17 protein-coding genes are annotated in these 20,960 nt (G+C 38.4%); 3 read left to right on the top strand and 14 right to left on the bottom strand.

The annotated features are described in order from the left end of the window. Nucleotides 1-91: 91 nt before the first annotated feature. The 6 genes from aprA to lptC form a co-directional block, all read right to left on the bottom strand. Nucleotides 92-1,969, bottom strand: coding sequence for an adenylyl-sulfate reductase subunit alpha (gene aprA / locus BHECKSOX2_RS05520; RefSeq protein ID WP_090715530.1), 1,878 nt, complete (start codon nt 1,967-1,969; stop codon nt 92-94). Further along, entirely contained in the window at nt 1,969-2,448 is a 480-nt protein-coding gene (gene aprB, locus BHECKSOX2_RS05515; protein ID WP_090715528.1) for an adenylyl-sulfate reductase subunit beta, read from the bottom strand. The genes aprA and aprB overlap by 1 nt, the downstream gene beginning before the upstream one ends. A 35-nt stretch (nt 2,449-2,483) precedes the next feature. Further along, nucleotides 2,484-3,248, bottom strand: a complete 765-nt coding sequence (locus BHECKSOX2_RS05510; RefSeq protein ID WP_090715544.1) for an adenylyl-sulfate reductase — start codon at nt 3,246-3,248, stop codon at nt 2,484-2,486. A 185-nt stretch (nt 3,249-3,433) separates the two neighbouring features. Further along, nucleotides 3,434-4,642, bottom strand: a complete 1,209-nt coding sequence (gene sat / locus BHECKSOX2_RS05505; RefSeq protein ID WP_139682800.1) for a sulfate adenylyltransferase — start codon at nt 4,640-4,642, stop codon at nt 3,434-3,436. A gap of 108 nt (nt 4,643-4,750) precedes the next feature. Further along, nucleotides 4,751-5,236, bottom strand: coding sequence for a lipopolysaccharide transport periplasmic protein LptA (lptA, locus tag BHECKSOX2_RS05500; protein WP_139682799.1), 486 nt, complete (start codon nt 5,234-5,236; stop codon nt 4,751-4,753). Beyond that, complete coding sequence (gene lptC, locus BHECKSOX2_RS05495) at nt 5,229-6,161, bottom strand: LPS export ABC transporter periplasmic protein LptC (protein WP_139682798.1); 933 nt, start codon at nt 6,159-6,161, stop codon at nt 5,229-5,231. The genes lptA and lptC overlap by 8 nt, the downstream gene beginning before the upstream one ends. On the opposite strand from lptC, the gene thiE reads away from it, so the two are divergent. Next, nucleotides 6,147-6,725 (top strand): thiamine phosphate synthase, encoded by a 579-nt coding sequence (thiE, locus tag BHECKSOX2_RS05490; RefSeq protein WP_280953235.1) that lies wholly within the window; start codon nt 6,147-6,149, stop codon nt 6,723-6,725. The two genes, lptC and thiE, sit on opposite strands and share 15 nt — an antisense overlap. On the opposite strand, the gene BHECKSOX2_RS05485 is transcribed toward thiE, so the two are convergent. From BHECKSOX2_RS05485 to polA, 7 genes are all read right to left on the bottom strand, one after another. Continuing rightward, a complete protein-coding gene (locus BHECKSOX2_RS05485) occupies nt 6,722-9,844 on the bottom strand; it encodes a UvrD-helicase domain-containing protein (RefSeq protein WP_139682797.1) in 3,123 nt (1,040 codons plus the stop codon). The genes thiE and BHECKSOX2_RS05485 overlap by 4 nt on opposite strands. A 2-nt stretch (nt 9,845-9,846) precedes the next feature. Next, entirely contained in the window at nt 9,847-10,443 is a 597-nt protein-coding gene (locus BHECKSOX2_RS05480) for an RloB family protein (RefSeq protein ID WP_139682796.1), read from the bottom strand. Between the two features lie 4 nt (nt 10,444-10,447). Then, nucleotides 10,448-11,689 carry an AAA family ATPase gene (locus tag BHECKSOX2_RS05475; protein WP_139682795.1) on the bottom strand — a complete coding sequence of 414 codons (1,242 nt, stop codon included), beginning with the start codon at nt 11,687-11,689 and terminating at the stop codon, nt 10,448-10,450. Nucleotides 11,690-11,741: 52 nt separating this feature from the next. Continuing rightward, a complete protein-coding gene (locus BHECKSOX2_RS05470) occupies nt 11,742-12,341 on the bottom strand; it encodes a DUF4276 family protein (RefSeq protein ID WP_139682794.1) in 600 nt (199 codons plus the stop codon). Beyond that, complete coding sequence (locus BHECKSOX2_RS05465) at nt 12,335-13,423, bottom strand: AAA family ATPase (protein WP_139682793.1); 1,089 nt, start codon at nt 13,421-13,423, stop codon at nt 12,335-12,337. The genes BHECKSOX2_RS05470 and BHECKSOX2_RS05465 overlap by 7 nt, the downstream gene beginning before the upstream one ends. A 9-nt stretch (nt 13,424-13,432) precedes the next feature. Further along, nucleotides 13,433-15,133 (bottom strand): arginine--tRNA ligase, encoded by a 1,701-nt coding sequence (argS, locus tag BHECKSOX2_RS05460; RefSeq protein WP_139682792.1) that lies wholly within the window; start codon nt 15,131-15,133, stop codon nt 13,433-13,435. A gap of 113 nt (nt 15,134-15,246) precedes the next feature. Continuing rightward, a complete protein-coding gene (polA, locus tag BHECKSOX2_RS05455) occupies nt 15,247-18,012 on the bottom strand; it encodes a DNA polymerase I (protein ID WP_139682791.1) in 2,766 nt (921 codons plus the stop codon). A gap of 53 nt (nt 18,013-18,065) precedes the next feature. On the opposite strand from polA, the gene BHECKSOX2_RS05450 reads away from it, so the two are divergent. Together BHECKSOX2_RS05450 and dapD are read left to right on the top strand one after the other, a co-directional pair. Continuing rightward, nucleotides 18,066-18,794, top strand: coding sequence for an ATP-binding cassette domain-containing protein (locus tag BHECKSOX2_RS05450; RefSeq protein ID WP_139682790.1), 729 nt, complete (start codon nt 18,066-18,068; stop codon nt 18,792-18,794). A gap of 46 nt (nt 18,795-18,840) precedes the next feature. Further along, on the top strand, nt 18,841-19,656 hold the full coding sequence (dapD, locus tag BHECKSOX2_RS05445) for a 2,3,4,5-tetrahydropyridine-2,6-dicarboxylate N-succinyltransferase (protein ID WP_139682789.1): 816 nt from the start codon (nt 18,841-18,843) through the stop codon (nt 19,654-19,656). A 61-nt stretch (nt 19,657-19,717) separates the two neighbouring features. Here dapD and BHECKSOX2_RS05440 read toward each other — a convergent pair whose 3' ends face one another. Then, nucleotides 19,718-20,953, bottom strand: a complete 1,236-nt coding sequence (locus BHECKSOX2_RS05440) for a metallophosphoesterase (protein WP_139682788.1) — start codon at nt 20,951-20,953, stop codon at nt 19,718-19,720. Nucleotides 20,954-20,960: the final 7 nt, after the last annotated feature.

Genomic DNA, 20,960 nt, shown 5'->3' with positions numbered 1-20,960 from the left:
TTAAAGAAATCGCCAATTGGGCAAAAATTGGGTTTTGCCAATCATCCCTATTTATACAAAGGTTTCTAAAAGTCTTTGTTAAGCAAGATTTCTACTTCTCGCTATCACCCACTAAGTGATACAAGGGTTGTTTCTCCATCTTGTATTCACCGGTAGTGCGATTACGCTGTGAAGTCGTCAAAACATGCCAATTTTTATCGTCAAGTTTCATCTTATCACCACGATAGTAGTAACCAGGCCAGCGAGTTTCCTCACGGAACAAAGTATGCTGAACCACACACTCAGAAGTACGGTGACGGTGCTTAAGCTCCCAAGCACGCAACAACTGGTGAATGTCTTCTGCACCCACTTTTTCTAAATCTTCTTCTAAAATCTTCAACTTATGAAGGCCCATATTTAAAAGCTTGTCATTGGTCATATACTGTACTGTTACGCCACCAGCATACTCGTCCATCAACTTCTGTAGACGCTGTAAGCCAGGCATTGGTAATATATAACTTGGAGACACAGTGCCACCAACGATTTCGTTACGACCCACTGTGTAAGTCTCTAATGGTTTATAAATTTCAGCTTTACGGTCATCAATTTGCTTCTGTGAAATGCCAATACCTTCTGCCTTACCATCATCAATATATTTACAAGCAGCTTTCGCAGACAAACGACCTTCAGTAAATGAACCTGAAGAGAATGCGTGTGGCGTACCACCAACTGCATCACCTGCACCAAATAAACCATTCACAGTCATCATGCGGTTATAGCCCCAGAAATACTCAGGAATATTACCTGAAATATCCTCAGGACCTGAACACCATGCACCACAGCCTGTAGCATGTGAACCCATTACATACGGCTCAGATGTTGTTAATTCAGGGTTGATGTATTTAGGGTCAATGTCTGTTGCAGCCCATAATACCGCTTGACCAACAGTCATACCTAGGAAGTTTTCCCATCCTACTTCTTCTAAATGAGGGTCTTGGAAAGCTTCTACAGTTACCATATGAATCGGACCACGACCAGCAGCTACTTCTGAAATAAAGGCATGGTTACGCAAACAAGTTGGAATTGGCTTATGAGAGAAATGTTGATTTTCAGTATCAAGATACGCCTTGCCTACTCTTTCTGCTAATTCTGGGAACCACTTTGACTCATACTCATCGCCATAGGCATTTTGCGTATAAGTCTTAAGGTGTAAGAAATATGCACCAACGGGGCCATAACCGTCTTTGAATCGAGCAAGAACGATACGGTTTTCCATTTGTGTCATCTTAGCACCAGCCTCAATGAGCAATGCATAAGCAGAACCTGAAGACCATGGCGCATACCATACACGACCTGCACCTTCACCCACTGAACGCGGTTTAAAGATGTTAGACGCACCACCAGCACCAACGATTACTGTTTTAGATTTGAATACATGGTAGTTACCTGTACGCACATTAAAACCAACAGCGCCTGCAACACGATTTTCTTGAACATCGTCCATTAATAAGTGTGTTACCATGATACGGTTAAATGTCTTGTCAGCATTCACTTTTGCAGCTTCTGCAACGATAGGCTTATAAGATTCACCATGAATCATAATCTGCCAGCGACCTTCACGCATATATGAGCCTGTTTCAGGATTTTTCATTAGTGGTAAACCCCACTCTTCAAACTTATGTACTGCAGAGTCAACATGACGCGCCATATCAAAAGCTAAGTCTTCACGAACCATACCCATCAAGTCCATACGCGCATAGCGCACATGGTCTTCAGGATTGTTTTCACCCCAACGAGTACCCATATAACAGTTAATCGCATATAGACCTTGAGCAACCGCACCAGAACGGTCAATGTTTGCTTTCTCAGCAATTATAACCTTCTTGTCACGACCCCAGTATCTTGCTTCATAAGCGGCACCTGTACCACCTAAACCTGCACCAACAACTAAAATATCAATGTTGTCTTCAATAATTGTCTTGTAGCTCATTAGTAGTACACTCCTTCTTTAAGTTTCAAACCGTTAGACTCTAACGTGTGTAAGCCACCATCATCCAAACGAATTGACTCCGGCTCAAATGATAATAACTCTGAGCGTCGCATTTCATCGCTAGGCTCTGCTTCGTTTCTGAAGTCAGGAATTGCTGAACCCCATGGCTTAGTCGTGATTGGTGATAAGAAGTTCTTCTCACGACCATCTCTAAATTTAATCTTCCATGCAATCGTGCCTTTTTCTTCATCACGGATTACACGAACACTGTGTCCTAGCGGTGCAAAATCTGCATAGCCACGAACATCAATCGCTTGGTGTGGACATGCTTTAACACATGAGTAGCACTCCCAACACATATTAGGTTCAATGTTTAGTGCACGACGATATTTCTTATCGATATGCATAATGTCAGATGGGCAGATATCTACACAATGTCCACAACCATCACAACGAGTCATATATACAAAAGTTGGCATATTATTTCTCCTTTCTTTTAAGTTAGTTTATAAAATTAGTAATGGTTTGGCTTTTCGCGCTTAATGCCAAGACCCATATCCATTGGAGCGTCTACTAACAACTCCATAGAATGTCTTTTTTGTTGTTCAGGCTCATCTCTGCTCAACGTTGGTAAGTTCTCAGCAGAACCGTCTGCCTTTCTAATACGCTTATCATAAGCAGCAAATGGCTTGAAGAACATGTGTGAAAACTTAGACCAGTAAACACCACCAAATAACGAAACAGTAGAAAGGATAACGAGTAAAAACTCCCAACCCACTGAATTACCATTGTAAGACCAAATTAACGCAGTAATAGAAGTTGCCATTAATGACAAACTAAATGCGTCTCTTTTAAGGTCAATGTTAAAGGGTGAGTTACCTTCGGCGGCAACATCAACTTTAAATACAAACCAAAACCAAACGCTACCAACAGCTAGCATAATCGCACCAATATGCCATACTTGTGTCAATGTTGCATCAGCGCCATTTGCGCCAAAGATCATGACAGCTGTTGCTGCATTGAATAAAATAAAACCATACATAGTCAACAAGTGAACAAGACGGCGTACTGGATTTTTAAATTCACCAGCTGAAACAACATCTGTTACGATTGTTGAAGTTGCAATGCCGATTTTATCGCCAGCACTCAACTTATTTACTGCATCTGCTTTTGCTTTATTTGCACTTTCAAAGAAGAACTTTGCGCTCTTTTTGTGCAACATATCCATTATTGTCATAACGATGACAAGTGCAACCATTATCATGACATAAGTTTGCATTGTTTCGTACGGCATACCGGCCGCATTTAGCGCGGCGATTGGTGTGTTGGTGATCATAGTTTCATTCCTCCTTTAGGTTTGTATAATCAGTTGTGTAATCACATTAAAAAATCATCAAGTTTAAAACTCAACAAGCAAACAATTATATACTAATATTTACTTATTTTAAAAAATAAATTTATTTCTTACTTCGCTGAGTGTCCACTCAATTTAATTTCTACCTTATCTTCATCCTTAATGCTAGCATAGTAAGCTTGCAGAACCTTAGCCACTTCAGGACGCGAAAACTCTTCTGGTAAATCTTCACCATCTGAAAGCATCTTACGAACTTTAGTGCCCGACAATAAAACACGATCCTTCGCTTCATGTGGGCAAGTCTTCATTGAAGACATACCGCCACATTCATGACACCAAAAAGTCCAGTCAATTTTAAGTGGTTGTGTCACCAATGCATCACTTGGAATCTCGTCAAAGATATTATGCGCATCAAATGGACCATAGTAGTCATCAACACCTGCGTGGTCACGACCCACAATTAGATGTGAACAGCCATAGTTTTGTCTAAATAATGCATGTAATAACGCTTCACGCGGACCTGCATAACGCATATCTAATGGATAGCCAGATTGTAATATCGTGTTATCAACAAAATAGTTATCAATTAATACTGAAATTGCTTCTGAACGCACATCGGCTGGAATATCGCCTGCCTTAAGTCCGCCTAACACTGAATGAATCATGACGCCATCACAAATCTCTACAGCAATTTTCGCTAAGTATTCGTGTGAACGGTGCATTGGGTTGCGCGTTTGAAAGGCTGCGATTGTTTTCCAACCCTTGTTATCAAAATAAGCACGCGTCTCAGCGGGTGTCATATATAAGTCACCAAATTTTGCTGGGAAGCCACCGTCTGACAATACTTTAATCGGTCCTGCAAGGTTGTATTCACCCTGTGCCATAACCATTACAACACCTGGGTGTGCATCTTCAGTTGTTTTAAAAACTGTTTCACACTCATGCGCCTTGTCAATTGAATACTTCTCAGTTACCTGCATTGTTGCAAGAATATCGCCAGACTTACCACTTACAATAGCGACCTCATCACCAGCTTTTACATTTTCATCGTTAGTAGACAAAGTCACAGGGATTGGCCAAAATAAACCATTTGTCATTGTCATATTGTCACAAACACCTTTCCAATCGGCTTTACCCATAAAACCATCTAATGGATTGAAACCGCCAATACCCAACATAACAATATCACCTTCCTCTCTAGAAGAGCAAGTAATTTTTGGTAGTGACTGCGCTCTTGCTAACTCTGCTGTTAAAGCATCGCCTGATAGTGCTAATTCGTTGATTGTATCGCTACCATGTGGTGGGACTAATTTTGACATGTCTAATCCTATATTGAATTTAAAAAGAGAATTATACCAATAGCGATTTTTAACGCTTTCGTTTATAGTAATATTACTTCATACCTCCTAAGAGGTATATGAAAAGCATTACAACTTAATTTTAAATTTAACGCGCTGAGTGCCGTTCTTAGATTTCTTGGCAACTATTTTATCTTTCTTAATGTCGTAACTCAAAGTGCCGCCACTAAAAGAATCAAAGCCTTGAACGAAATGTGCATTACCCTCAAGGCGCACAAGTTGCTTGTCGATAAAATAGGTAATAGTCTGGGCATTCGCCTCAACAGAACGCGCTTGATTAGGTTGGTTCTGTTTGTAATGCGCCAATTTTTGCTTATTGCCTCTAGCAATTATCTTACTGATTACTTGTTTAACACTAAAAATTTGTATTTCTTCAGCGCTTAGCGCTAAAGAACCTTTTGTTACTTTAGCATTGCCTGTATAAGTACTAAACCCACGGGGTTCATCAATGAGCACAGTTTGTGCTTTCACATCAACAGGCGCTTTATAGTCACCAATTAATGCATGCAATGCAAAAGACAGCAATGACAAAAATAGGAAAATGAGCTTATTCATAATGTCCTATTACGCCACCTGTTAACTTAACTTTTTTAGCTTTGGCATTAAAATGCATCCCTGTTGAATGAATATCTACTGTCCTAGATTGATAATGTACCTTTTCTTTGGTGCTATAAATTTCTTTATTATTTGATTGGTTAATGACTAAATTTTTAGTGTTAATTATTGACCCCGATTTTTGCAAGATTTTTACCGTGTTAAGCAACTTCACAAGATTCTTATTCATATCCATATCAACGCCCTGTGCATGAATTTTATTACCATCTGCTACATAGGTAGTATCTCTTTTAGAGTAATAATGCTTTTGAGCGTTTGACTGGTCAATCGTTAAATCACGAGTAAATATCTCTTGCCCGCCGTCCTGACTGATACTGATTTTTCCCCACAACTGCATTTTATCTTTTGTCTCTATCATAGTCATACCTTCTGCAAGAACTTTGCTATGTTCATCAAAATAAGTGATTTCTCTTTGACTAATCAAGTCACTGGTTTTGGTGTTTACCGACAGTTCTTTAGCATGCATTTTATAAACAATCCCTGTATTGGATTTAATATCAACTTTGCCCTTAAACTTGATGTCACCATTGCCTAGATAATTAGCGCGCTTGGAAGTCATGGTGTAGGATTCTTCACCTTTTTCATTATAGGTGGTAACTGTTGGCTCTATTAGTAAGGCAGGGGCTTGTTTAAAATTAAAATAGTTTTTGGCTTCAACAAAATGCACAAGTTGTTGTTTGCTATTAAATTCTTGCAAGGCAAAATTATCAATTTTTTCAATATAGTTAGTGATTTTATCTGTGTTTATATTATCATCAGATGTGAACATAGATGAAACCAGCGTTATAAAAAGCCAGACAATACCAATAGGCACTATAATAAAAACCACAACTAATAAATTTCGTCTTAAGTGAAAATTAATCATAACAATAAAATAAGTGGTGTCTACGCCATAACACCAAACCATGCCTTGAACATTGAAACTGTTGAAAAAATTATCGTGCAACATAATATTAAACTATTGCAATACCGACACAAAACAGCTGATGTACAAACACAACTTAACGAAAGCGTACAACTACAACAACTCTGCTTAAAACATCATACTTTATTTATCATCAATGATGATATTAACCTAGCGAAAAAAATCTCTGCCGATGGCGTGCATTTAGGTAAAAACGATGACTCAATCCAGCAAGCACGCGAACAATTAGGGGTAAACGCTGTTATTGGTGTGTCATGCTACAACGATATTAACTTAGCACAAAGCGCACAAAATCAAGGTGCAAACTATGTGGCGTTTGGTGCATTATTCCCATCAGCCACCAAACCTGATGCCCCGCAATGTATGCTAAACATTATCACCCAAGCAAAACAACAGTTAAATATTCCCATTGTTGGCATTGGTGGTATTGACTTTGATAATCAACAACAAGCTTTCAACGCAGGCTGCAATGCAGTGGCCATGATTGCTGCTTTGTGGGATTAGGCTATTTCAATCAACTGACTAACACTAGGGCAATACAAAGCACAACGCACTGGACAGGCATAAATCTCAGACATTGCTTGTTTGTAAAATAGCAATTGCTTTGCGTGTTGTTTTTGTTGGCGTTTAATAAAACTTGCTAACGGTTCATTCTGCGCAGGTTCGGCGATTTTATAATCAATTACCCATAAAACATCATCATCTATAAACAATCTATCTATAACGATTGTACGCCCGTCCAAAAAAAACTCGGCTTCATTTAGTGATAATGCCCTTTGCTTAAAAAGCCAATCAAATTTTTCATCATTTTTAGTGTTATCCAACAGTTTGATAATAAACATCTGCCAACGCTCAATATCTTTAGGTGATGCGCCAATCTCAATCAGACGATTACGAATATTTTCAATACTCGGTGTGAATAATTCCTGCTCATAATATTGATGCACCAAAGTACCTAAAGCACTCTTAAATAAGCGTTCAAAGTTTTGTTGGTATTCAATAAATTCGCCTTGTTCTGGTGTTTTATTGATTGGTGTTTTCATTTGAGAAAATCGTTCTAATAAAGGCGCTTGGACACCTTCAAGCATATCAGGTGTCTTGTCAATACCTCCAAAAAGGTTTTTATAAAATGGCATTAATAAATGCAAAAAAGCGCCTTTAATACTATTGCCAGATTTATTGACTGCACCTAACAAATGCAAGTTTGACTTAGCACGGGTCATTGCCACATACAACAAGCGCATGGTTTCAAACTTATCTTGTTGTGACTCAATAAACTTTAGATAGATGTAGGTCGCACTTTCATTCATATCAACAGCTGGCTTGATAGGGGCTAATAGCAAAGATTTATTAGAAAACTCACGCAGTTGCATTATCGCATTATCATTACTTTGAGAGCCCTTACCTAGACTAGGAATAATGACACTATCAAATTCCAGTCCCTTTGATTGGTGGATAGTCATTAACTTAACTAATGCCTTGTCACTTGGCGCATATAAGTTTTTCATCGCACTCTCAATGGTTTTTATATTGAGCATTTGTTGCGTTTCACAGTTGTGAATAATTTTTAAAAACTCATTTTTAATTTCTAGTTTGGTATTTGATAATACATCATTGATCAATCCTAACTGATTAAGCGCATAACTCAACAATTCAACAAAATTAAATCGCCCCTGATTGTTAATAACATCTTGCAAACAGTGATGCAAATGTTTGGCTCGTTTTTGTCCATCTTCGCTGAGTTGTGCCAAGATGCTCTCATCACTCAGTTGCTGATAAATAATACAATCATCATTTTCAGACAATACCAACAAATCGTTTAAAACAAGTCCACACCAAGGTGCGCGTAAGACACTTAGCCATGCCAACTTATCGCCTAAATGTAATAGCGCTTTAGTGAGTGAAAATAAATCACGCGTTAATAAATGGTTTTGCAATTTGGTAATCTCAACTGACTCAAAATCGATATTGTCGCCTTTAAGTTGTTGTGCAATATTTTCTAAATGTGAGCGAGCACGCACTAAGATGGCTATCGTGCCGCTCTTATTATTCTGCAAAGAAGTTTGAACAATCTCACTAACTGATTTTGCCTCTAGCAAAGATTGACCATGTGCAAAAGGATGAAAAACAATGGCATTTTTATCCTCTTCATTTGAATTTGATTGCGACCTAGAATACGAAATTGCGCCTTGGTGCACATCATTATTTTCTGGAAATATTTTACTAAAGAGTCTGTTGTTGCCCTCAACAACACTTTTTGAAGAACGAAAATTAGTGCTCAATATTAACGATCTTGGTTGAATATTAGCAATACCTTCTTCCCTTACCTGCAAAAATAAACCCACTTGTGACTCTCTAAATCGATAGATTGATTGCATCGGGTCGCCCACTAAAAATAGCGTTTTGCCATCACCCTCTTGCCATTGGTTAATCAATTTTTCAATGGTATTAAATTGCGATGCTGAGGTGTCTTGAAACTCATCAATCAATAAATGCTGAATTTTGTAATCCAAAAACAAAGCAATATCGCTTACGCCTTTTTCTTCATCTAACGCCTGAGCGGCATTCAGTGCTACTTCAATAAAATCATGCGCTTGTTCCTGCTCAAAATACACATTCAAATGCGCCACACTCAACTTTAGCACCTTGGCAATTGCTAGTAAAATATTGGACTGCGCTTGAGAGAATTCTACATCCGGCAAAGAGCTCAACTGTTGCAAGGCTGCTTGTAATTCTTGGTTAAACAATGCTGATGGTAATTTTTCCTCCAAAGCCTTGCGCCAAGTGCCCTTTTTGGTTAGACAAAATTCAGCAATTGTGTGCCACGCTTCCAAATTCTCATAACCAGTACACGGCAACAACTTAACCTTATTGTATTCTAAGTTATTACTAGCTAACATTAACGCAAAGAAATTCGCGTCAAAATGTGGCTCTGCTAACGCTTGTAAATATTCAAGATGCGCCGCAACAATTTCTTTGGCGTTATTTTGCAATACTTCTTGGTTTAACGCACCGTCTCTATACAAACGCGTTAGCCATTGGTCACGCTTAGACAACATTTGCATGACTAACTTTTGAAAGCTGACAACATTGTTATCCAAATGCAATAACAAATCGGCAATTGCTCTGCCTTGCTGCTTATCATCAATCATCAGTAATACTTGCTCAGTCGCATATCGATAAGCATTATCACGCGCCCAGTTTTCAGCCATAATTTGGCGTGGCACGAGTTGTAATGGCAAAGGATAACGATTGTTAATCAGATTGTACAACCCATCAATGGTAGATATTTTTAATCGCTTTGGATTTTGTAATAACCCCCATTCTTTCTCATCCGAGCGTTGCATCACTTGCAATGCTAATTCGTAAGTTATTTGCTTGTGTGGCGCTTTTGGCTTGGTGTCAAAACTAGACTGTAATGCAGATAAAACACGCTGAGTCATCTCGTCAACCGCCTTATTGGTGAATGTCATTGCCATGATATTCTCAGGCTCATCACAAGCTGACAACAACTTTAAATAGCGTTGCGTTAATAACTCTGTTTTGCCTGAGCCCGCTGGGGCTTGAACGATAAAAGACTGGCTAATATCCAGGGCTTGATCTCTTTGTGCTTGGTCATTCACCGTTACTTGATGTTTTGTAAATAGTTTACTAATTCATTGACATTAGTATGCGGGTTATTTTTCGCATTTTGGCACGCGGTTGGTATTTTAGCTTTTAAATCATTAAAGGTAATTTCTGATTTTTTGTAATTTGGAAAATATTCTTTAAAATATTTGTCTTTTCTAAGTTCGTCAAAATTAGTAAACGGTCTATCAGTTTTTGTAAAATAAAGTAATAGCCAAAACTCAAAACAAGGCTCTGAAAAAGCATAGTAATACACGCCTTTTGGCTTTTTTATTTGCTCAATTGTGTTTTTAGTCTCTTGATATTTTGTATGTCCATCTTTATCAAAAACACAATAAACTCTATCAAAAGGGTTTCCTTTTCCTATAGAACCCTCATAAAGTTCTTTTGCTTTTCTTAACAAACTGTCTGGTGTTGTCTGCTTAATATCTAATATCTCAATATTAACGGTACTCAATTTTAAATCTTCAATCAATTTGTTAAAATAATTGATTTCAGTTTCTTTACCCTCACAAACAATCAAAACTCTATCATAAGATTCCCTTGTCGCATTCTTCCTACAGTTATAACCAGATTTTGTTTTGCGTTTTGCCATATCGTTATTTTAAATACGGGACTGCGCCATAACGACCAGAAAGATAGGCGCTTTCTAAATTATCCACACCTTTTCTAACTTTGAAATCAGCAAGTGAAAACAACTCAGTAGCATTGTTTTCTTTTTCACAAAACCACACCTGATCTTTTCTAAATGTATCTTGATTAAGTAGTGATGTCTCATGAGTAACAAAAATAAGTTGCGCACCGTGTTTGTTAATCTCTGGATTATGAAACATACTCACTAAATGTGCCATCAACTTTGGATGTAAACTGTTATGCAACTCATCCATTACCAAGCAATAGCCTTTTTTTAATACTTCCAACCATGGACCTGAAAGTTTAAATAATCTTTGTGTTCCCTCTGATTCTTGTTTTCTAAAATCAAAAGACACCACACTGCCATCATCAGATGTATGTTGAGATTCTACTTTAAAACGCTTAATTTTTGATAAACCCTCACCTTGTTTTACTGAAAACCTCTTCACTTCATCAGAAATTTTTGCTTCCTCTGCTGTTTCCTTAGATACAACAAAATCCTCAATACCTATATCAGCTGTTTTCATAAATTCTAAAATTTCTTCTTTACTTTCCTTGTTTTCATTCGCTTGATGACAAGTAAAGTAAAAACCTGGTGAATCATCAGATAAACCTTTTAACTTATCAATAGCAGAAAAAATAGTTGCTAATGATTCACTATTTAACTGCACGGCTGTTGACAAAAACAATGAGTTATCTTTGGTGCTTTCTTGCCAAATCTTTTTCTTGCCTTTAAGTGCGCTCATTGCCCCCCATTGGCTTGTTGATTGTCTATCAATTAGGTTTTGTGGACTACCTTTCGGATATTGATACAACCATTCGTCAATAATTTTATCTTGCGTTGCTGAAAAACCATAGACATAGCGCACCCCCTCATCAATCAAATCTAATTCAAACTCTGTAGGTTGATTTACACTTTCTTTAGCAAGCAAAAAAGGCTCAATGTATTTCACACCCTTGTTTGCTTGATAACTAAAAGAGTTTTCAATAATTCTTAACATAGCCCCTAAAGTCTTTATCAAATTAGACTTTCCGCTCGCATTAGCGCCATAAATAACAGCACTATTAAGCACATCAAGGGTTTTTCCTGTAGATAAAGTAATGGTAGTAAAATTATTTTCTAATTCGTTCTTTTTAGTTTTTAACAAACTGAGTGTTTGTTTTTCCTTAATTGAACGAAAATTAGTAACACTAAATTCAAGCAACATAATCAATAAAAAGTATAATAAAACTAATATTTTGACAGTTTTTGTCAAAAAGTCAAATTTGTTTAGATAGATTTTCTAATTGTGTTAGCCAAGTGTCAAAACCTTGGCATTTGCTTCTAATATTTGCCAACCCTATTTGTTTTAAAATTAAGGGCGCATGCTGAGTTTTTATGTACTGTGCATGCTTTCCAATGCGCTTAGATGGCGCGGTTTCTTTAGAATTGTTAATTTTTTCTATATCGTAAAACTCACTTAAAACAGCGTCAATCCAATCTTTCTGTGTACCTAACCCCGCTGCCATTTTTTCATTATCGCTAAACAATAACGCTTCAAATTCATACATTTGAATGTAGGGAATAATTTTATTTCGTTGATCTTTTTTAATGCTTTGTTTGATTTTTTCCTCTAAAGTTTGTTTGGTTTCATCACCACTTGCCCTCTTAAAGCCATAAAAATCATATAGGGTTGTTGTAAAATCGTGATTGTGTATTAAGCTATTTAACTTTTGACGGATCTTATCAATACTAATACTGCCCCTCATGTTTTGTGTTTCCGCAAAAACACCATGATGCTCTGCCAAATGCGGAACAATCACCTCATTTGTAAATTTATATTCCGAATGCCCTTCTACTGAAATTAACAGTCTTACCATTTCGGCTCACCACCCAGCAAACCCTCACTCCAAGCCTCCCCCACTTGATAAGTGTCAATCCAATCTCCCAAAACTTCTTTATCCAGTCTTTTAAATTCTGATTTGCCGTTGTCATAATTCACCACAATAAAGTCATCGGGCTCAAAATAATTAGCAAGTTCAACCGATTGGGTGGAAATAATCACTTGCGAACCATCGTTTGCTACTGCCTGAATAATTTCTGACAAGACAGCAAGTGCTGTTGGATGCAAGCCGATTTCTGGTTCATCCAGCACAATGGTTGCAGGGCGCAGGTCTTTGGGTTGTAAAAATAGCGTTGCCATGCAAATAAAACGCGCTGTACCATCAGACAAAGTTTGTGCCGAGAACCCAGATCCTTCTAAATCATTTTTATGATGCCATCTTAAAATAACCTCGTTTTCATCTTTTTTTAAATCAAAATCATGGAAATAAGGAGCAACTGTTTGCACCGCTTGGACAATTTTTTGATAATCACCCTGAAAGTCTTTTTTCAATTTCAATAAAAACGGTGCAAGATTACCCGCATCACTCCACAAAAAACTATTGGCATTAATCTCTTGAAATGATTTAAATTTTGCAGTATCAGAGGTATCATGAAAATGATACAACTTGCATTGCCTTAAATATGTTCTGGAATAATCAACAATTGGCTCTTTGTTATTTTTAATATCGCTTTCTAAAGCGTTTGAAGTTATTGAACGATAAGGCCTTTCAACTTTATCACCATAAAAATACCCTTCATCATGTTGAATCAACAGACTGTCATTATCCTTATCCTTAATTAACTCAACACAATAACCGTTATTTTTTAATTTTAAATCAATGGTTATCTTATCGGTATTTTTACTGCCAAAATGTAGGAACCTTTCCGCCTTGCCATTAGTCAAAACATAGGTCTGTAATTTTTGCTTATAAATAAGATCCAACAACTTAAAAACTGAAATAAAATTACTCTTCCCCGCACCATTCGCACCAATCAAAACATTAATCGGTTTCATTTCTAAATCCAGCGCTTTAATAGATTTAAAGCCTTTGATTTTAATGTGCGATAAATTTTCCATTGTTTGATTTTACATTTTTTCAGGGGCGGAGACACCCAATAAGCCCAACCCATTTTGAAGTATTTGCTGTACGGCAATAACAAGTTGTAGACGAGAGGCTTGCAAAGTTTTATTATCAATCAAGAACTCGCTATTGTTGTAATAACTGTGGAAATCACCCGCCAAATCACGCAAATAATAAGCCAAAACATGTGGCTCATAATTTAGTGCTGCATTCTTAAGCGTGTCTGCGTAACGACTAAGTTGTTTGATAAGTGCTTGCTCATATTCATTATCAAGTAACGCTAAATCTGGCACTTGATTGCCATCTGCTTTAGCAAGCACTGAACAAATGCGTGCATGGGCATATTGAATATAAAACACAGGATTTTCATTGGTTTTAGACTTTGCCAAATCCAAGTCAAAATCCATATGCTGGTCGGCTTTACGCAAAATATAGAAAAAACGCGCCGCATCATTACCGACTTCATCACGCAATTCTTCCAAAGTGATAAACGAGCCACTGCGAGTGGACATAGAAACTTTTTCACCCTTTCTAATCAGATTAACAAACTGTACTAGTAAAATTTCTAACTTGTCAGGATTGTAGCCAAGTGCCTGAATTGATGCCTTTACTCTAGCGATATAACCATGGTGGTCGGCACCCCAAATATTGATGATTTTGTCATAGCCTCGCCCAAACTTCTCAAGATGATAAGCAATATCAGAAGCAAAATAAGTATGCATACCATTATCACGCACTACGACACGGTCTAAGTCATCGCCAAAATCTGTGGTTTTAAACCAAAGCGCCCCTTCTTTCTCAACAATATGCCCTGAGTCTTGTAATTTTTTCACCGTTTTTTTACTCAGTCCGCTATTCACTAAAGACTGTTCAGAAAACCATTGTTGGTACTGAACACCAAACTCAGCCAAATCAATTTTAATATCGCCCAAAATACTATCAATCGCTAAATCAAAGATTTTTTTGTAATCGTGTCCCAATTGAGACTTGCAATTAGCAATTAAATCATCAATATGTTTTTCTTTATCGCCGCCATCTTTTTCGTCTTTACAAGCACCATTAAAAATATCAAATTTTTCAATGCCCTTAATTGTTTTGGCAATATCAAAAATATAATCCCCTTTGTAGCCGTTATCAGGGAATTGTTGCGTTTCAACATAGCGCAAATAAACCGATGTTGCCAAAATATCCATCTGCCGACCCGCATCATTCACATAATATTCATTGTCAACTTCAAACCCTACGCCGCGCAAAAGATTAGCAACCGTTGCCCCATACGCTGCACCTCGCCCATGACCTACATGAAGTGGACCTGTTGGATTAGCAGAGACAAATTCTAACAAAACTCGTTGCCCCGCACCCACATCTGATAAACCATAATTTTTACCTTGTTTAATGATATTCTCCAGCACTAAGGCATTTGAGCCTTGAGACATAAAGAAATTAATAAAACCTGGGCCTGCAATTTCAATCTTTTCCACCTCAGCAGAATCTGGGAAGTTGGCAATAATCATCGAAGCCAATTCTCTCGGTGCGCACCCTGCCTGCTTAGACAACATCATCGCAATATTCGAGGCAAAGTCCCCTTGGATTTTATCCTTTGAATGGTCAAGTCGAATATTTTCAGGTATATTCTCCAACACGCCCTTCGCTTTCAACGACACCAACGATTCCATTAATAATACTTGTAATTGTTCTTTATTCATTTTTTTACCTTTATTTTTGATTAATCCAATCCCCAAGCATTTGTTATCTTTTCAAAGTCCTTGTGGTCGGTTATTTTCATATGCGTTATTTTATTCTATCACTAAATTCCATATTAATGTGCTTCTTGCCAAGACTGCCCGACACCCACATCAACTTTAAGTGGAATGTCTAGCTGGTAAGCATTCTGCATCAAGTTCTGTATTTTTTTAGAAAACTCATCGGCTTTTAGCGCATTCACTTCAAACACCAATTCATCATGGACTTGCATTATCATTTTAATGTCGGGATTATTTCTGCCAATCCACGCATCAACATCAAGCATGGCTTTTTTAATGATATCCGCTGAAGATCCTTGCATTGGTGCATTGATGGCTGTTCGTAGGGCATGCTGTTGTAGCATTTTGTTCTTAGCGTTGATTTGTGGCAAATATAAACGCCTACCTATCACCGTTTCAACATACCCTTGCGCCTTGGCTAATTCTTTGGTGCGCTCCATATAGTTAGCTACATTTGGATAGTTCTCAAAATACGCATCAATATATTGCTTGGCTTCGGTGCGTGAGACATCAATTTGCTTCGCCAAACCAAAGGCACTCATACCATAAATCAAACCAAAGTTAATCGCTTTGGCTTTGCGACGGTGCTCTTTAGTCACAGCGTCAAGTGGCACATTAAACATAGTGGATGCAGTGGCGCTGTGCACATCTTTGTCTTCATTGAATGCACTTAAAAGGTTTTGGTCTTTAGAGATATGCGCCATAATTCTAAGCTCAATCTGCGAATAATCTGCTGCAATAATAACTTTGCCTTCGCTGGCGATAAAAGCCGAACGAATTCTTGCGCCTTGCTCGCTACGAATGGGGATATTTTGTAGATTTGGGTTACTAGATGACAAGCGGCCTGTGGCAGTAACTGCTTGATGATAAGAAGTGTGCAGCCTTTTAGTGTGCAGGTCAATTTGCTTAGGTAGCGCCTCCAAATAAGTAGAATTGAGCTTGGTTAGCATACGATAACTGAGTATCAAGTCCACTAAGGGATGGTCTAATAATTTCAGGGCTTCTTCATTGGTTGATGGTGCGCCTTTCGGGGTTTTCTTTTTTGATTCCAACCCTAAACCTTCTTCTGAGAACAAAATTTGCTGAATTTGTTTCGGCGATTCTAAATTAAACGCATTGCCTGCTAATTCAAATGCCTGCGTCTGAATGGCTTCCATCTGCACAATAACATCAAATTGCTGCTTACCCAAGGCATTAGCATCTAATTCTACGCCATTGCGCTCCATGGTTACCAAAACAGCAATCAGGGGTAATTCTATCGTTTGATACAGTTTGTAAAGTTTGGCATAATTCACCAATTCTTGCGCCAAAACTTCGTTGAGTTTATGTGTCACAATAACATCTTCACAAGCATACGGAGCACCGTTATCAATACTCACTTGATTGAAGGTGATTTGCTTTTTACCCTTGCCTGCAATATCGGTAAAATGAATAGTGGTATGCCCTAGATAATACTCGGATAGGTCGTCCATATTATGTCTTGATGCAACTGAATTCAAACAATAGGATTTGAGCATAGTATCATCAACAATGCCGTTGAGTGTAACGCCATAATTTGCTAGGATATGGCTGTCGTATTTGAGGTTTTGTCCGATTTTTCCAATGCTTGAATTCTCTAAAATTACCCGTAATTTTGATAACACTTCATCAAAGCTCAGTTGTGCTGGTGCGTCTAAATAATCATGAGCAACAGGAACATAGAAACTGTCTTTGTCTACCAAAAATACCCAGCCGACAATTTTGCCGTTCATATAATCTAGCGAATCGGTTTCTAAATCAAAAACAAAACGTTTACATGTGCTCAGACGTTTTACCAAAGCTTCAAAATTATCTTGTGTGAATACTGTGTTTTGTGTGTATTCTTTTAACCAATCAGACTGACGCACCTCAGTCTGTGACACTTCAGGGCTTAACTCAACTATGGGCGAGGTCGTTGACTTTACGACCGGAGTTGTCACGCTTGACTCAACACCGCCAAGTTGTTTAAACCATACTTTAAAACCGTATTTTTGATAAAGGTGCATCAACTTTTCGTTGTCTGCACCTGGTTCATTATCCAAAATATCACAAGGCAACTCCACATCAAACTTGAGTTTCACTAATTTATAAGACAAATCTAGTAGGTCAAAATTCTCTCGCAATTTCTCACCCACTTTGCCACCGATTTGCTCAGCATTGACCTTGATACCTTCAATAGATTTAAACTGCCCTAGCCACTTAATCGCGGTTTTAGGCCCTACACTTGGTACTCCAGGAATATTATCGGCACTATCGCCAGTGAGTGCCAAAAGGTCCAAGATTTGCTCAGGACTAACGCCTATTTTTTCCACAACACCGTCATAATCCAACAAGTTACCTTTCATATCCAGCTGGTGTATATGCTCGTTAACCAATTGCATTAAATCTTTATCGCCACTGGCAATAATCGTATCTAGCTTATGCTCCTTGGCACAAAGCGTTAGCGTAGCAATCACATCGTCTGCTTCCACGCCATCAACACACATAAAATGAAACCCCATCGCACGAATAATTTCATACAGTGGTTCAATTTGCATAACCAACTCTTCATCAGCAGGTTTTCGATGTGCTTTGTACTGAGGGTAAATCTCATGACGGTGGTTATTGCCTTTGGCATCAAAAATTGCAATGAGTTTTGCTTCAGGGTATTGATTCTGTAGACGCTTCAACGCATTAATGACGCCAAACATTGCCCCTGTTGGAAAACCCTCATCATTGGTTAAATTTTGTGCAATAGTAGAAAAATAAGCCCTAAATAAAAAGGCTGATCCGTCTAATAGAATAAGTTGATGAGGGTTTGACATAAGGGTGAATTTTACCGATTTTTTAGACATCAAGATTAGTATAAAATACACCTATGACAATCTCATCTCAAGCCCTTATTAGCGCTCACGATATCAGTCTCACGCGCCGTGGAAAAAGCGTTTTGGATAAGGTGAGTTTTGAGCTACAGCAGGGAGAGTTTCTTACTATCATCGGTCCAAATGGTGCAGGGAAAAGCTCACTTATCAAGGTTTTATTGGGTTTGATTAAAGCCGATAGTGGCAATATTAAGCGTGCGAAAAAATTCAAATTGGGTTATATGCCACAAGCTTTTAGCCCCAATCCATTTATGCCACTAAAGGTGCTTGATTTTTGCAATCTGAATCAAAAAGTTGCACCTAGTTTCTTGCAAGAAACCGCTGAATTAATGGGGATTCAAAACTTGCTAGACTCACCTTTAAAAATCCTATCAGGTGGTGAATTACAACGCGTATTACTAACGCGTGCGCTACTCAATAAACCCAATGTATTGATCTTGGACGAACCTGCACAAAATCTTGATGTTGATGGACAAATGCAGCTCTATAAACTCATTCAAAACATTCACCAACAACAAGGCTGTGCGGTGTTGATGATCTCTCACGACCTACATCGGGTAATGAAAGAATCCACCCAAGTACTGTGCCTATATCACCATATTTGTTGCATGGGAAAACCTGAGGCGCTTATTAAAGATGCTCAATTTAATGATTTATACGCCGACCAGATGGATGAACTAATGACAACTTATGAGCATCATCACAATCATTGTCACGAAGATTAGTGGCTTGCCCTGATATAATATCTGTTTTTTGAACGATGGATACCTTATGAAAGATATTATTGAAGCGGCTTTTGAAGACAGGGCTAACATCAACCCACAAACTGCCAGTAGCGAAGTTAAACAAGCCGTTGCTGAGGCGATCCATCTGCTCGATTCAGGTCAAGCGCGTGTTGCCGAACAACAAGGTGTGGGCGATTGGACAGTTAACGAATGGCTAAAAAAAGCAGTGTTACTTTCTTTTAGATTAGAAGACAACACGCCAACGCCAGGCGGATTTACCCAATACTACGATAAAGTGCCTTCAAAATTTGCCGAACTATCAGCAGATGAATTTGCAGCAGCAGGTGTTCGTGTCGTGCCACCAGCGAGTGCGCGTCGTGGCTCGTTCATCGCCAAAGACACAGTGCTTATGCCGTCGTATGTCAATATTGGCGCTTATGTTGGCTCTGGCACAATGGTAGATACTTGGGCAACCGTTGGTTCTTGCGCACAAATTGGCAAGAATGTACACCTCTCAGGTGGTGTTGGTATCGGTGGTGTTTTAGAGCCATTACAAGCCAGCCCAACTATTATTGAAGATAACTGCTTTATTGGTGCTCGTTCAGAGGTAGTTGAAGGCGTGATTGTTGAAGAGGGTGCGGTGATTTCAATGGGTGTTTATATAGGGCAATCTACTAAGATCTTCAATCGAGAAACTGGCGAAATAACTTATGGTCGTGTACCAGCAGGCTCAGTTGTTGTATCTGGCAATCTACCTTCAAAAGATGGTAGTTATTCACTCTACTGCGCAGTGATTGTCAAACAAGTAGACGCTAAAACTCGTTCTAAAGTAGGTATCAACGAACTCCTAAGAGGCATTTAATAAAACTCGCCTTAAAAGATATTGGACACAATTAGATCAATATCTTTACCAGCTTCTTTAGCTATTGACAGATTAAAGAGGGATGTTGCTTGTCAGATAACCATATGCATTCTCCAGTATGGGCGCCATTTTGCTTATAAAATTTAAGGGTTTTACTTGACTCTGTCAAAATTCCGTAACCAAAACCAGAGCGAGAATAAACAAAATTAGCCATATGTTTGTTTATATCAACATTTTTTTGCGTGGTATTGCCAACTTTTACCAACTCTGTGCCACTATTGCCAATAATCACTTGATCATAATCAGTTTGCATATCCAGTACTTGCAGATAATGGGCATGTCCGGAAACAAATAGCGTGCGCTTGGGTAGTAAGTTCTTAAAAGCAATTTGTTGGGTTAGATTGCCATAATAATAAGTAGATTTAATTTTGTTATAAGTCCACATAGGTCGATGCGTTAGGAATATATTGGTTGAATCTTTATCAATTTTTAATTGCGCTATTGCCTTTTTATAAAGTGCCAATTGTGGCTCAGAAGTACGATCATCCTGACCAGAACTACTGTCAAACATAATATAATTAACCCCTTTCAACTTCAATATATAAGGCTTTTCCATCTCTGCACAAGCTTGCCCCGCCTTTGGATACGCCCATGGCGATAAATAGCGCGACCAGCCGTTTTGTGCTCTGCCACATTCCTCATGATTACCCCTAGAAAGAGCGATTACTGAGGATTGAAATAATGAGTTTGCAGGTGCAAACCAATCGGCATTCCAAGTATCCCAGTTGTATCCACTAGGCGAGCCTTTGCAACCTTTATCACCTTCAGGACAAGGGGTTTCTCGGTAAAAATAATCGCCTACATGCAAAATTATATCGGGGGTTTGGGCGCCAATACTGGCACTCAATTCACGCAACGGCCAAGCTTGAGCATCATTACACGCTTGTGCATTAATTTTATTAATGCGACATCCTGTATCGCCTAATATAGCAATACGATCTACCACACTGGGCAAAGTCGGCAACGCCTGCTGTTTAATTTTAATTGAACGGGTATCACGACTGACCAACAATTCACATACTGCGGGGAAATCCACTACCTTAGCAGCTCTTAAGTGCATAGCCGTAGGGACATTATCAACACTCACTTTTGGACATTGCGTATCATTTAATAAGACAACTCTGACGCTAAGCTGGTCATTTGCCACCATTTGAACCCATTGAGGATTAGACTGCGCATTACTCAAAAACGCTAATGCCAACAACGAAATACCCGTCACAAATTTAAAAAATCTCATAAAAACC

It is taken from the genome of thiotrophic endosymbiont of Bathymodiolus puteoserpentis (Logatchev), assembly GCF_900127505.1.
GTDB lineage: Bacteria > Pseudomonadota > Gammaproteobacteria > PS1 > Pseudothioglobaceae > Thiodubiliella.
The sequence above is the reverse complement of the archived record's forward strand: the minus strand, read 5'-3'. Positions and strand labels throughout refer to the sequence as shown.